13 protein-coding genes are annotated in these 13,157 nt (G+C 46.9%); 2 read left to right on the top strand and 11 right to left on the bottom strand.

Annotated elements, in window-relative coordinates; translation table 11 throughout:
- Positions 1-2: 2 nt before the first annotated feature.
- The 8 genes from bioC to HP548_RS03890 form a co-directional block, all read right to left on the bottom strand.
- The gene (gene bioC, locus HP548_RS03925) at positions 3-887 is read right to left on the bottom strand and encodes a malonyl-ACP O-methyltransferase BioC (RefSeq protein ID WP_246317907.1); all 885 of its coding nucleotides are present in this window, start codon (positions 885-887) and stop codon (positions 3-5) included.
- Complete coding sequence (locus tag HP548_RS03920; protein WP_217504605.1) at positions 847-1,644, bottom strand: alpha/beta hydrolase; 798 nt, start codon at positions 1,642-1,644, stop codon at positions 847-849. The genes bioC and HP548_RS03920 overlap by 41 nt, the downstream gene beginning before the upstream one ends.
- Positions 1,641-2,819, bottom strand: coding sequence for an 8-amino-7-oxononanoate synthase (gene bioF / locus HP548_RS03915; RefSeq protein ID WP_175380944.1), 1,179 nt, complete (start codon positions 2,817-2,819; stop codon positions 1,641-1,643). Before bioF ends, HP548_RS03920 begins: the two co-directional genes overlap by 4 nt.
- Positions 2,820-2,832: 13 nt before the next feature.
- On the bottom strand, positions 2,833-3,831 hold the full coding sequence (gene bioB, locus HP548_RS03910; protein WP_175380943.1) for a biotin synthase BioB: 999 nt from the start codon (positions 3,829-3,831) through the stop codon (positions 2,833-2,835).
- A 2-nt stretch (positions 3,832-3,833) separates the two neighbouring features.
- Positions 3,834-4,568, bottom strand: coding sequence for a dethiobiotin synthase (bioD, locus tag HP548_RS03905; RefSeq protein WP_175380942.1), 735 nt, complete (start codon positions 4,566-4,568; stop codon positions 3,834-3,836).
- A complete protein-coding gene (gene bioA / locus HP548_RS03900; protein WP_175380941.1) occupies positions 4,565-5,923 on the bottom strand; it encodes an adenosylmethionine--8-amino-7-oxononanoate transaminase in 1,359 nt (452 codons plus the stop codon). Before bioA ends, bioD begins: the two co-directional genes overlap by 4 nt.
- A gap of 332 nt (positions 5,924-6,255) precedes the next feature.
- The gene (locus HP548_RS03895; protein ID WP_175380940.1) at positions 6,256-7,035 is read right to left on the bottom strand and encodes a sirohydrochlorin chelatase; all 780 of its coding nucleotides are present in this window, start codon (positions 7,033-7,035) and stop codon (positions 6,256-6,258) included.
- 2 nt (positions 7,036-7,037) lie between these two features.
- Complete coding sequence (locus HP548_RS03890) at positions 7,038-7,328, bottom strand: YerC/YecD family TrpR-related protein (RefSeq protein ID WP_017690665.1); 291 nt, start codon at positions 7,326-7,328, stop codon at positions 7,038-7,040.
- Positions 7,329-7,777: 449 nt separating this feature from the next.
- Between HP548_RS03890 and HP548_RS03885 the strand changes: the two genes are divergently transcribed.
- Together HP548_RS03885 and HP548_RS03880 are read left to right on the top strand one after the other, a co-directional pair.
- Complete coding sequence (locus HP548_RS03885) at positions 7,778-8,413, top strand: hypothetical protein (protein WP_099858983.1); 636 nt, start codon at positions 7,778-7,780, stop codon at positions 8,411-8,413.
- Positions 8,414-8,588: 175 nt separating this feature from the next.
- The gene (locus tag HP548_RS03880) at positions 8,589-9,680 is read left to right on the top strand and encodes a DNA alkylation repair protein (RefSeq protein ID WP_175380939.1); all 1,092 of its coding nucleotides are present in this window, start codon (positions 8,589-8,591) and stop codon (positions 9,678-9,680) included.
- Positions 9,681-10,046: 366 nt separating this feature from the next.
- On the opposite strand, the gene corA is transcribed toward HP548_RS03880, so the two are convergent.
- The 3 genes from corA to HP548_RS03865 all read right to left on the bottom strand — a co-directional run bounded on the left by corA (position 10,047) and on the right by HP548_RS03865 (position 12,980).
- A complete protein-coding gene (gene corA, locus HP548_RS03875; protein ID WP_175380938.1) occupies positions 10,047-11,006 on the bottom strand; it encodes a magnesium/cobalt transporter CorA in 960 nt (319 codons plus the stop codon).
- 352 nt (positions 11,007-11,358) lie between these two features.
- A complete protein-coding gene (locus HP548_RS03870) occupies positions 11,359-12,348 on the bottom strand; it encodes an inorganic phosphate transporter (protein ID WP_076291603.1) in 990 nt (329 codons plus the stop codon).
- Positions 12,349-12,362: 14 nt separating this feature from the next.
- Positions 12,363-12,980: a DUF47 domain-containing protein gene (locus HP548_RS03865; RefSeq protein ID WP_062327047.1), complete on the bottom strand. Its 618-nt coding sequence runs from the start codon at positions 12,978-12,980 to the stop codon at positions 12,363-12,365.
- Positions 12,981-13,157 lie beyond the last annotated feature (177 nt).

Below are 13,157 nucleotides of genomic sequence, written 5' to 3'. Positions count from 1 at the left end.
GGTTAATAAGGAGCTACGGATTGAATGAACAGGAGATCATATGTTGCAGAGACTCCTCCCTTTATGCTGAACTTGTCCTCATACTCCTTATACATGTTGGTGAACAAACGTCGTAAACTGTACCCAGGAATCGTTGCTGCTTCTGAAGTGCTGGCTCCCATTCCTTTAACCGAATACAGGAAATCTCTTGCGGAAGTATACTTTTCTGTATGAATCGAACGCTCACAATGGAAACTAGAATACCCGGATTCCTGAAGCATGATTTCCCATTGAACAGGTGATTGAAACGAAAGTCCATGTCGCTGTGGTTCCATCCCGTTAACATGATAAACTTCATCAAATGCCTCATGCATCTCACGAAATGTATCAGGCCCAAATGTCGTAAATATGAGCAAGCCTCCGGGGCGTAGCATTCGCCTCAGATGACCCAGTGTTTCCTGCGGCGAACTTAGCCATTGAAAACAGGCGTTGGAGACGATGATATCCACGGAGCACTCCGGAGCATTTACAGCCCACATTTCGATATCTGCCTGTAGAAAACGTAAACGATCCTTTGTACAATTCGCAGTACCTGGATGCTCTACTGATCGGAACCGTTTTGAAGCCACTTCGATCATCTCGGGTGCAATATCAATTGCAGTAATATTTGCACTAGGCCATTCATTTACTAGGATTTGAGTCAAAGCCCCTGTTCCACAACCGATTTCGAGAATGCTCGGATCACTTAAGACCCCTTTGTTTTTCCATTCTGCGAGGGATCTTGCTAGCTGCTCAGCCATATAACGCTGAACGTGAGCATGTGCATCATAAGAAGTGGCACTACGATTAAATTGGCGTTGAACAACACTACTTCTTCCAATGGTCATGCCACCATCTCCTCCATTCATCAGCGATGTGTACTTCCTTTCCCAAAAAGGGTGCATGCCCGCAGCCTGTTAATGTAATTAACTTGGCTTGAGGTATTTGAGTGCTAAGTTCCAAGCCAGCACCGTAAGGACATATCCTATCCTCAGTCCCATGAATAAGTAGAACCGGACAATCGATATTCGGCAATTGAGACAAGCATTCCTCGCTTCGTAAAATCTGAAGGCCTGCCAGTAGTGATTGCGTTGTCCAGCTACCTGTATGAGGTAGACGTTCAGCAAGACCCGTCTCCCATTCTTGCTCCGTAAACATAATCTTTCGAAAATTGGCTTCAACTGCGTGTTGATCCTTTAAAATCCCTTTGATCATCTGCCTAACGTATGCATCTGCCAAGCCGCGGTCAAACTCTTCTTTTGAGCGGGTAAAACGAGCCGTTGCACCGAACAGCACAAGGCCATCGGCGTAACCTTTAGCCGCTAGTCTGAGCGCCAGTAAACCTCCAAGCGACCAACCTGATATTAGAAGCGGACCGTGGGAAACTCTCTCCCTGCAAGCTATTCCTTCAATGCATAACATATCTCTAACTGATGTTTCAGTTAAACACAGCATTTCCTCTGGAGAATCCGCAGCACTATAATCTACAGAAATATGTCGAAAATCAGGCAATAACAGGCGAAGACGGTCAAACACCGCATCAGGCATGCTCCATCCCGTTAACCATAATATGGTTCCGTTTGTCTCCCGCTCTATTTGCAGTGAATTATTATCCGAGGCATTCATGAGCTCAGCACTCCTAACTGCAGTCCGATTTTGCAGATTTGTGCACTGGCATCATTCAGTTCCTTAGGAGTATGGTCGGCTGATAAGGAGAAGCGGATTCGCGCTGTGCCATCAGGAACGGTAGGCGGTCGGATGGCGATTCCAGCAATACCGCCTGCTTCAAGTGCCTCACTGAAACGAAGAGCCCTTTCATTCTCACCGACAATTATCGGCACAATAGGGGAGTCCCCAGTCCCAACGTTAAATCCGGCATCACTAAGCGAAGAACGAAATAATTGACTTGCCGAGTTGAGGCGTTCGCGGCGCCAATGATCCGCTTTTACCAAAGTTAACGCTGTTGATATACCAGCTACGAGAGAAGGCGGCAATGCCGTTGAATAGATAAGTGGTCTTGCTTGGTTAACGAGAAAGCGGATTAATGTTCGGCTGCCGCAGATATAAGCTCCATATAAACCGAATGATTTGCTAAACGTCCCCATATGCACATCCACATCATGATGCAGACCAAGCTTAAAGCAAAGTCCTTCCCCCCGTTTCCCGTAGATGCCCCCGCTGTGCGCCTCATCCACCATCAGCATTGCCCCGTACTCTTGTTTGAGCGCAACGAGCTCTTCCAAGTGTGCTTGATCACCATCCATTGAAAAGACGGCATCCGTAACAATCAGCTTACGCCGTTTATCCCGATGTTTGTTCAATAATAGCTTCAGATGCTCCATATCATTATGCCGATATCGGGCATGTTCCGCGCGGCTCAGCACAATACCGTCCACGATGCTGGCATGGTTTAATTGATCACTAAAAACGACATCACCCCGGCCCACGAGTGCACGAATGACACCAGAATTAGCCATATAACCATTTGCAAAAACAAGTGCAGCTTCACTATGCTGCCAAGTGGCCAGCGCTTCTTCCAGACGGCCATAAAGCGGTCGATTCCCAGTCACAAGGCGAGATGCGCCCGAGCCTCCTCCTTCGGTAAGAAGCGCCTCGCGAATTGTATCGATGATAGCGGGATGTCGAGCAAGTCCCAGGTAGTCATTGGAGGCCAGGTTGAGGAGCACCCGGTTTCCTCTCCACGTATAACCAGGGTTATCTGGAACCACGGCACTATCACGCAAGTAACGTTCATTGGAGGCATCAGCAAATAACGCAAGTTCTTTTTCCATCCAATTCATAGTCCGTACCGCCTTAAAGTGCATTTAACTCAATCTCAAAACCCAAATCTTCAATCATTTGATGATCATTCGATATTTCCTGACCTGCTGTCGTTAAATAATCACCTACAAAGAGTGAATTTGCAGCATACAGCGACAAAGGTTGCAATGTACGGAGGTTGATCTCGCGTCCACCCGCAACACGAATCTCTTTAGACGGACAGATGAGCCGAAATAGTGCCAGTACCTTGAGCGCCTTCATAGCCGGAGTGCGTCCAGCTCCTTCCAGAGGGGTCCCCGGTATCGCATTGAGAAAATTAATTGGAATTGAATCTGCATCAAGCTTACGGAGTGCCAAAGCCATCTCGACAATTTCCTGATTACTTTCACCCATACCGATAATGACACCGGAACAGGGGGACATGCCGTATGCTTTTACCTTTTCCACGGTTTCAATTCGCTGGTCATAGGTATGCGTTGTGGTTATAGATGGATAATTGGCCTTGCTTGTGTTCAAGTTGTGATTGTATCGGTGCACACCTGCCTCAGCCAGACGTTCTGCTTGACCGTCCTTCAAGATTCCTAGACACGCACAGATTTTAAGTGGCATCGTTTCACGGATTTCTTTTACCGCTTCTACCACTTGATCCAGCTCCTTATTCGTGGGACCTTTGCCTGAAGCTACAATGCAATAGGTTCCTGCTTTACGCGCCATAGCTTCATGTGCTCCTGCAAGCAACGTTTCTTTGTCGAGCAAGCTGTATTTCTGAATGGGTGCGGTGGATACGATGGATTGTGAGCAATAACCGCAGTCTTCGGGACAAAATCCGCTTTTGGCGTTGATGATCATATTCAGCTTCACTTTTTTGCCGTAAAAATATTGCCTCACATGGAAAGCCGCGTGCATTAGCGGCAGTACCTCATCGTCGTTTGCTTCAAGCACGGCAAGTCCCTCTTCAATTGATAAACATTCGCCATTCAACGATCGTTTCGCAAGCGACGACCATTCTAGATTAGTTACCGTTGTTTCCATCTTCATTCCTCCTCCATGGATTGAACTGTTAATGCCTGTCTGATTGGTGTTAACTGGATCTTCTCTCGAATGACCTGGATCAACATTTCCGTATTCATTTCGTCCATCAAGCGGGGAAAACGTCCAAGAAAGGGTATCCCGCAATAACGTTCAATCAGCTCCGCGTTTGTTGTGATGCTGGAGTCGTTATAAATCTCGTCAGATTCACCATCGTTCAGAATAAAACCTGTGACCTTAATCCCATGCTGCTGCAGGTATGACACTGTAAGAAGTGTATGATTAATCGTACCTAGACCTGTCCGCGCAACGATCAGGGCCGGTGTTCGAAGCTCCGAGATCAAATCTACTACAAGAGAGTCTTCGGTCAGTGGAACAGCGACGCCGCCTGCCCCTTCAATGAGTATCGACTCGTATCGATTTGCCAGTGGCTGACCCGCACTGATTATTTCCTGTAGCGTAATTTCCACCCCATCCTGCTTGGCAGCTAGCATCGGGGTCAGTGGAGCTTGGAACGTAAATGGCGCCACATGCTCGGCACGCTCATCAATTCCGGTGTATTGCAACAGGCGTTCTGCATCGGTTTCTCCACTGCCAAGAAGCGCACCCGATTGTACAGGCTTCCAGACGCCTATATTCCGTTTTTCAGCACGAAGCGCAGCAACAAGAGCCCCTGTAACGATTGTTTTCCCAACTCCTGTGTCCGTACCTGTTACGAATAATCCGCGAAAACCATTCATGATTCCGAACCACCTTCGGTGACGTCAAAAATAGATTGCATCAAGATATCAATCATGGCTTCAAGCTCAGCCTCTGTACTAGCAAGAGGAGGAATGAACACAATAACATTGCCAAGTGGTCTCGTAAGCATGCCAAGCTCTCTGGCCCGCTCCGTTACCCGAACGCCGATTCGTTCAGCCCAATCGTACGGTTCCCGAGTTGCTTTATCCCGTACAAGCTCAATTCCTAACATCAATCCCTTCTGCCTGATATCCCCGACGTGCGGAGAATCTTTAAGTACTGAGAGCTTCTGCTCAACAAAAGCCGCCTTTGCTCTTACACCTTCCACCAGGTTGCGCTCTTCAAATAGTTTCAAGTTAGCCAAAGCAACAGCGCAGCCGAGCGGGTTACCTGTGAAGGAATGACCATGGAAAAATGTTTTTTGCTCCTCATAATCGGCATAAAATGCGCTGTACACCTCATCTGTTGCCAGTGTCGCAGCCACAGGTAAGTAGCCGCCTGTAAGGCCTTTGCCTATCACCATCAAATCAGGTGACACCTCTTCAAGATCACAAGCAAACATAGCACCTGTCCTACCGAAGCCTGTCGCCACCTCATCGGCTATGAACAGTACACCATATGTACGGCAAAGTGCTGCCATCTCGCGTAGACAGCCCTCTGGCATAATCAGGATGCCACTAGCTCCTTGCACAATCGGCTCCACGATAATAGCCGCGATTTCATCTGCACTCGTTTCAAGTACATTGCGTAATGGGGTTAACGTAGCATCCATGGCTTCCCGCTCGCCGTCCTCATGTCGATAAACGTAAGGATATGGAATGACATGAGTAGGAAACAGCATGGGACGGAACACATCATGGTACAACGGAATTGCTCCGACACTCACCGCACCAATCGTATCTCCGTGATAGGCTTGATTCATCGTGATAAACTTCGTTTTACCGGTTTCTCCTCGGTTCTTCCAGTATTGAAACGCCATCTTCACTGCGATCTCGACACCGGTTGCTCCCGAATCAGAATAAAATACTTTATTTAATCCCTCTGGGGAAATCTCTACTAGTTTCTCAGCAAGTTCAATTGCTGGCACATTAGCCATTCCGAGTAACGTAGAATGTGCAACACGTTCCAACTGATCCGTTATGGCTTGGTTCAGCTCAGGTATGTTATGTCCGTGAACATTAAGCCAAACCGAGGCGAAGCCATCATAATAAGCACGTCCCTGGACGTCATAGAGCATGACGCCTTCGCCCCGTTCAATGATGAGAGGATCGGAGTTATTGTAATCTTTCATTTGCGTAAAGGGGTTCCATAAATGAGCCTTATTTATGGCTGCAAGCTGTTCATAATGTGTCACAAGATATCACCTTCCGTTAGATTATTTCAATTGTTAACCAAAATATTTTTTTAGGTTAACAATTGAATGTTGACATCTTATCAGACAAAAACTTTCCTGTAAAGAGAATCATTTCAGAGTTAGAACCCTCACCCTCCACTCTGTCTCCGCGGATTGAACCCGAAATTCCGCTTCGTATAGGGTTTTGCCTAATACAGAAAAAACACGCCTGCTTCGGCGTGTTTGGTCTAAAGTACATATAAAAACAAAAAAACGGCATCTCTGCCGTTTGTGTTTAAGCTATTGTTAGAGATAACGGGAATAATCGCTAACTGCGACCTGTTTTCTCTGAATTAAACCTTAACCTCATTGCATCTTTCCAGTAAAAGTTGAATTTGGCGCTCCAGCCATGTTCCTAATAACGGATGTGGAAGCAGCGTCTCACCACTATATGCGAAATCCAGTTCCTTCAATCGGCCCGGGATCACCTTCATGGTGAAATAACCGGCACTCAAAAACAGCGGCGCCACAATAACCCGGCTCCCCCGCTCTTCACTCCAGTATTTCGCCTTATCGTACACACTATCCGGATTTAGCAGCGCATAATCGGTATGAGCAACACCGCTGACTTCCTGCACCCGCTGTGCGAGTGAAGAAATGCCCGCTTCCCATCGCTGACGGAATCCATCGTGAATACTCCCATGTCCGATTAACAGGATCGTCTCCTGTTCTGGTTGCTGCGACAGGGCCTTTACCTTGTCCCAGACCATGACCGCAATATCAGGGTCGTTATCCACAGGATAGCCGAAGTGGACTTGTGCTTTCACCTCGAAGGGTTCAAGATCCGTCTCACGCTCCGGAGCGTCTTTGGCACCGATGGCATACTCGATCTCATCCACATGTGTACTACCGGATGAAACAAACAGAGGTACGACCAATAAATCGGTTACGCCCTGTGCTTCCAGTCGGTTGATACCGTCCTGGATCAGGCGTCCTTCCACAAGTTCAAGAAACCCGGCTTCAACGGGCAAGGGTTCAGGCAGATTCAACCGGGAGACCGCGTCATCGACGGATTCTACCCAGGTTTTCTCCTGAGAACCGTGACTAATGATGAGTACACCCGGTTTCTTCATCCTTAACGTCCCAGGCGTTCCAGCGTCATTTTATAACCGTCATTACCGTAGTTCAGGCAGCGTTTTACACGAGAGATCGTGGCTGTACTTGCACCTGTCTCAGCTTCAATCTGGTTATAGGTATTTCCTTTGCCAAGCATACGTGCTACTTCCAGTCGCTGGGACATGGATTGAATCTCGTTTACCGTGCAGAGGTCATCAAAAAACACATAACACTCTTCAATATCTTTCAGAGTCAAAATAGCCTCAAATAATTGTTCAATGCTTTTATCATTTAGCTTTTTCAGCTGCATTTCATCATCATCCCCTAGCGGTTACTGTGTACCTTCATTGTACCCAGCCTGAGTTGGTATTTCAAGCGTTAACGATTTCACGCACTACAGAATAAAAATACATGTTACCGCTTTCATACAGCATTAATGTCCTCCCTGCGCGTACAATCCCCCTCTATCTCACGATTTATCCCATTTTTCACCGTATATTTCCGATTAATTATGTAGGAATTACCCTGTTTAAAATGTGACAAATTTGTGTCAGATCTATATAATTCCACTGCGAAGCTATCATCCTCTCCTGCGCCCAAATCCGCAAATATCCCGTTTTGCGGGATACTCGCCTACGCCGTCTCTCCGCTAATGACATACAGTATAGCAAAAGGGAGTTCCAACTCAGTCTGTTATGCACGTCCAGTCGCTGAAGGAACGCAATTCCGAAATCCAACATAGAAGGAACGTGATAGTTCATGCCACAGCATTATTATCACCGTCAGCCCGCTCCACGGCAGCGTCCGTCTTCCCATACGCAACGGCAGGCCCATACTTCTGCCTATATGCCGCCACGGGCATTGAATGAGGCACAGGTTCAGCCCATGTATCCTGGTGTAGAACCTTATTATCCTCCCCAATTCCAAGAGGTTGAAGCATCCGGACTTGTACCTTATAGTCCAGGTGGTCCGGGGGGGCCTGGCGGAAACTTTTTCGGCGGGGGAGCTCCTGTTGCTTCCCCTGTTCCGGTGGAAACGCCTGCGTCTTCCTCAGGCTTTTCCCTGGCTAATCTCGGGGAATTAAAAGGAATGATCGACCGTTTTGGTGGAATCGACGGCATCGTGAACGGGATCGGCAAAATGCAAAAGGTCGTTGGCGGCTTCCAGCAGATGGCCCCAATGATGAAGCTGGTGATGGGGATTCTGCCTTTTGGAAAAGGAAAAAAAGGTAGCAGTCTTGCGGATAAAGATTATGAAGAGTATTCGCCACCTCGCTCACGCAAACGTCGTAAAAAAACGACCTCTGCTCCGCGCAAACGGAACACGAGTAGTAAAACGGGCCGGAATAAATCCAATACCACCAAACGTCGTCCCAAAAAAAGCAAAAAGCTCTAACACTTTTCCCAGGCGCCCTCTTACATAAGGGGGTGCCTTAATCCACTTTCATCTTCTTCCTTTTCAATTCACTCATTCGTTCATATAAGAGAATATTCGATAACCTTTTTTAGGAACCTATGTTCTTATTCCCGTGAATTGAGGTATACTGAGTTATAGATAAAGGAGGCGGATTATGGAACTGTTTAAAGACAAATATACTCCCGCATTAATCGACCGGACAGGAGAATGGTTACACCAATTCTACCCCAAGTTGGACAAGCAGCAATTTCGTGAACTTGTATTTGCCGAAGGCTGGGGAGAACTGGAATTCAAAGCTCGTATCCGCCGCATTACGTCGGCATTGACCGAAGTTCTCCCTGATAACTATGAAGAGGCATTACACGTGATTGAGCAGGCAGCACCGCAGATGCGTGGGGTCGAGTACCTGTTCGTTCCTGATTTTATTGAAGTCAACGGACTTGCCCCGGAAAACTACGAACTATCCATGAAGTACTTGACCCTCTTCACACCTTATTCCAGTTCCGAGTTCGCGGTACGCCCGTTTATCGAACGCTACCCGATCGAAACGATGAAACGCATGATGGAATGGACGGGAAGTCCCAATGAACATATACGCAGGCTTGCCAGTGAAGGCAGCCGTCCACGTCTTCCATGGGGTTCCAAACTTCGGGGATTCATCTCCGATCCAACACCAGTACTTCCCATTCTGCATGAATTGAAGCAGGACGAGTCCCTGTATGTCCGGAAAAGTGTAGCCAATCACCTGAACGACATCTCGAAAGACCATCCAGAACTGGTCCTGGATTTGGCCTCAAGCTGGTACGGACAACATGAACATACGGACTGGATCGTTCGTCATGCAAGCCGCTCATTGCTGAAAAAGGGGCATCCGAAGGCGCTGAGTCTCTTTGGTTATGTCGAGCAGGATGCGACACATATCGAGCATCTTCAGCTTGCAAGAGATACCGTTGCCATCGGGGAAGATCTTCATTTTTCCTTTGATGTCGTTAATGAAAGTGGTCAGTCACAGATGCTGCGGATCGAATATGAGATCGGATATATGAAAGCAAATGGCAAGCAGGCACCCAAGCGGTTCAAGTGCTCTGACAAAACTTTCCCTACCGGGAGAACCAAGGTTGCAACGAAGCAATCGTTCAAAGTCATTACGACGAGAAAGCATTATGCCGGTTTGCATACGCTAACGATTGTCGTTAATGGACAACCTACCGCTACAGCCACATTTGTATTGGAGCAAACAGAGTAACCTAATTCGAATGGAGCCATCCAACTTATTATGAAAACGTAGCAGGGTTCATTTCACGATAAGAATCTCATGTTAAAATTCAGCTCATGGAATCCATTCCTTGAGAAATTCCCCCAAGGCATCTTCAGTACTCTTCAGTACTGAAGATGCCTTTTACTTTTTCCACCCTGTTCGTAACAGCCAAATTTCCTCAAATAAAGTTATGCACATGATGCTTCTTCATTTATTTTATCCACATGTGGACATCTATTCCGAAAATGAATCTATATGTACTCCTATTTGCCCTCTTATACACATCATACACAGGCTAAAGAAGCGATCTGTGCAGATCGCTAACTCTTCACTTGCTATAGTTTCTATTCTTCCTTACTTAAACCAGCCCCGCTTCACAAACCAGGCCACCATGCTTCCGCCCAGAACAAACATCAACAGCAGTACAGCTCCATACCCAAACTTCAATTGCAGCTCAGGCATATAAGCAAAGTTCATGCCATAGATCCCCGCGATCAGCGTCAATGGCATAAAGACTGTTGTAATCACGGTGAGGGTCTTCATAATCTGGTTCATACGGTTGGAATTCAGCGAAATGTAACTGTCGCGCAGGTCTGCCGTCATTTCCCGATCAGCTTCAATCATGTCTGTCAGCTTCAACAAATGGTCATAGATATCGGTAAAATATACGGTATGCTCCCCTGTTCGCTGCACATGCTGAGAATTGACTACCCGATAGAGCAGATCCCGCATGGGTACTACCGTCCGTCTAAGCTTCAGCAATCGACTGCGCAAGTCGAACACTTGATTCATCAGGTCTTCCACCGACTCCCTGCCGCCCCGGTTCTCCAGTTCAGCCAGCTCATCCTCAATGGTAAACAGAGACGGGAAATAATGATCGACCAGCTTGTCCATCACCGTATATGCCGCTGCCACCGGGCCCCTGGCCCAGATGGTTCGTTCGTGCGCATGATGCAGCAACCTCTCCCAAGCTTCATCGACTTCCTCCAGTGCCCCGTGATGAAAGGAAACCAGGAAGTTCGCACCCAGAAACAGGTCTACCTCTTCCGCTTCCAATGTGGTCGGATTCAGTGCATGCAGCACGAGGAACTGCAAATTGTCATAATAATCGAGCTTGGGTCGCTGCAACACATGCATACAATCCTCAATAGCTAATGGATGAAAATGAAAATATGTATCCAGCAACTGGCTTTCCTCTTCGGAAGGCTGATTGAAATCTGCCCATACCCAGGCGTAATCCTGCAGATCCAGCTGTGTAAGCGGTACATTTACAGATACCTGATGATCCCGTGAGATGGCGAGTGTACGAATCATAAATTAGACCACGTCCTTGTCTTGTATCCTTTACGTTATTGTACAACTTTAACCATTGAACCGTCTCCTGCAACAGCCCATTATACACACGTTATCCTGCAAACGCGACAACAAAAAAAGCCAACCCTGTTGGCTTCTCTCATTTCCCTATCCACAGTCTCCTGTATCCACAGGAATATCTTCTTTTGGTTTATCATTCCACGGATGGCTATCCACATATCCAGCCTGTCCACACGTTCATGCACAGGCGTCTCTTCTTTTTGGTTGTATAATTGTCCACATATCCCGATATTCACAATGTTATGAACAGTTTGTCTGAAACCCAGAATTAGTCCAGGAACACTTTTTCGAATTAGAAAATGATCCAGTACAACAATCCTGCCAGCGCCCCGGTAATCGGAATCGTAATGAACCACGTAATAATGATACGTCCAGCTAGTCCCCATTTAACGGCTGAGAAACGTTTCGCGGAACCAACACCCAGAATGGCAGATGTGATAGCGTGAGTTGTACTCACCGGTAGGTGGAGCAACGTTGCCGAGAAAATAACAGATGCGGCTGATAGATCAGCTGCAAACCCGTTAATCGGTTCAATTTTGAAAATTTTGGTTCCCATCGTTTTGATGATTTTCCAACCACCGATGGAAGTACCGAGAGCCATCGCTGTTGCCGCAGAGATTTTAACCCACAACGGAACATCCAGATGATCCTGTACGCCTGCTGCGACCAGTGCAAAAGTAATGATACCCATTGCCTTCTGCGCATCATTGGTACCGTGCGTAAACGCCTGAAGCGCTGCTGTGAAAATCTGTACCGTACGGAAACCTTTGTTCACGTTATGCGGACTGCGTTTGGCAAAAATATATTTGAGAATGGTCATGACCACATAACCGATGGCAAATGCGATCAGAGGTGATAATAACAATCCTCCGACAATGTCAATAAATCCACTCCATTTGACTTTATCAGCCCCTGCGCCAACAAGTACAGCACCAGCAAGAGCACCAATCAGTGCATGCGAGGATGAAGAAGGAATTCCGAACCACCATGTAACGAGATTCCAGATAATCGCGGCGATCAAGGTGACTATGACGACCTCAATCCCGTTATCCAGCTTGGTGGGGTCTGTTACACTCCCCCCGATCGTCTTCGCTACTCCAGTAAACATCATGGCACCGACAAAGTTCATCACGGCAGCCATAAGGATTGCCCGGCGAGGAGTCAGTGCTCGTGTCGAGACCGAAGTTGCAATGGCATTCGCCGTATCGTGGAATCCGTTGATGAAGTCAAACGCCAGTGCAAGGAAGACGACTATACCCAATACCCAAATCGTTGTTTCCATTATTCTCTGGCTCCTTAAGAATTACGCATGATGATGGATTCGAGCACATTCGCTACGTGTTCACATGCATCCGTTGTCGTCTCAAGACGTTCGTAAATTTCCTTGCGTTTGATCAGTTCAATCGGATCAGGCACAGTAGCAAAAAGATTCTTGATACAGTTGCGCAGCACTTCGTCGCCCTGGTTTTCCAGATCGTTCAGACGAATCGTGTACTCGCGGATCGCCAGCAATTTTTTCTGAGACAGCAAATGAATGGCCTTCTGAATTTCGTAAGCTGATTGGCGCAAAATTTCAGCGAATTGAACGATATATTCGTCCGGGTCAGTCAGTTGGTACATATAGAAACGGGAAGCTGTTGCTTCGAGTCCGTCCAATACGTCATCAAGTGTCGTTGTCAGTTCCATAATATCATCGCGTTCGATCGGCGTGATAAATGTCTTGTTGAGCTCTGTAATGATGGTATGAACATAATCATCACACTGGGACTCGTACTTCTTCATTTCATTGGCAAAAAGAGTCACATCCTGAAGGTTGGAAACATGTTGGGAGAAATAATCAGCCGCTTGCACGACCGTATCTGCCATGTTCTCTAGTGTCTCAAAAAATATATCCTTCTTCTTCTTAAGCTTCATAGCTCTATCCCCTTTACGAGAAATTGCCGATAACCGATGAAACATGAAATGACAACCTTTGATATCTTATCATAAATGTTTCACGGTTTGTACATAAGGCATGATCCTTTTTTATATTCTTATCACATAAATCTGAAATGAATCTTAATTATTTGGAATGGCTGGAAAAATGATGAT

The organism is Paenibacillus taichungensis (assembly GCF_013359905.1).
Taxonomy (GTDB): domain Bacteria; phylum Bacillota; class Bacilli; order Paenibacillales; family Paenibacillaceae; genus Paenibacillus; species Paenibacillus taichungensis.
Note: the sequence above shows the minus strand (reverse complement) of the source record. Positions and strands in the feature narration are given on the sequence as shown.

What these genes read in the sequence shown, in the direction of transcription:
- bioC (WP_246317907.1), bottom strand. Translation starts at nt 887, where the DNA reads ATGAATGGAGGAGATGGTGGCATGACCATTGGAAGAAGTAGTGTTGTT.
- HP548_RS03920 (WP_217504605.1), bottom strand. Translation starts at nt 1,644, where the DNA reads ATGAATGCCTCGGATAATAATTCACTGCAAATAGAGCGGGAGACAAAC.
- bioF (WP_175380944.1), bottom strand. Translation starts at nt 2,819, where the DNA reads ATGAATTGGATGGAAAAAGAACTTGCGTTATTTGCTGATGCCTCCAAT.
- bioB (WP_175380943.1), bottom strand. Translation starts at nt 3,831, where the DNA reads ATGGAAACAACGGTAACTAATCTAGAATGGTCGTCGCTTGCGAAACGA.
- bioD (WP_175380942.1), bottom strand. Translation starts at nt 4,568, where the DNA reads ATGAATGGTTTTCGCGGATTATTCGTAACAGGTACGGACACAGGAGTT.
- HP548_RS03895 (WP_175380940.1), bottom strand. Translation starts at nt 7,035, where the DNA reads ATGAAGAAACCGGGTGTACTCATCATTAGTCACGGTTCTCAGGAGAAA.
- HP548_RS03890 (WP_017690665.1), bottom strand. Translation starts at nt 7,328, where the DNA reads ATGCAGCTGAAAAAGCTAAATGATAAAAGCATTGAACAATTATTTGAG.
- HP548_RS03885 (WP_099858983.1), top strand. Translation starts at nt 7,778, where the DNA reads ATGCCACAGCATTATTATCACCGTCAGCCCGCTCCACGGCAGCGTCCG.
- HP548_RS03880 (WP_175380939.1), top strand. Translation starts at nt 8,589, where the DNA reads ATGGAACTGTTTAAAGACAAATATACTCCCGCATTAATCGACCGGACA.
- corA (WP_175380938.1), bottom strand. Translation starts at nt 11,006, where the DNA reads ATGATTCGTACACTCGCCATCTCACGGGATCATCAGGTATCTGTAAAT.
- HP548_RS03870 (WP_076291603.1), bottom strand. Translation starts at nt 12,348, where the DNA reads ATGGAAACAACGATTTGGGTATTGGGTATAGTCGTCTTCCTTGCACTG.
- HP548_RS03865 (WP_062327047.1), bottom strand. Translation starts at nt 12,980, where the DNA reads ATGAAGCTTAAGAAGAAGAAGGATATATTTTTTGAGACACTAGAGAAC.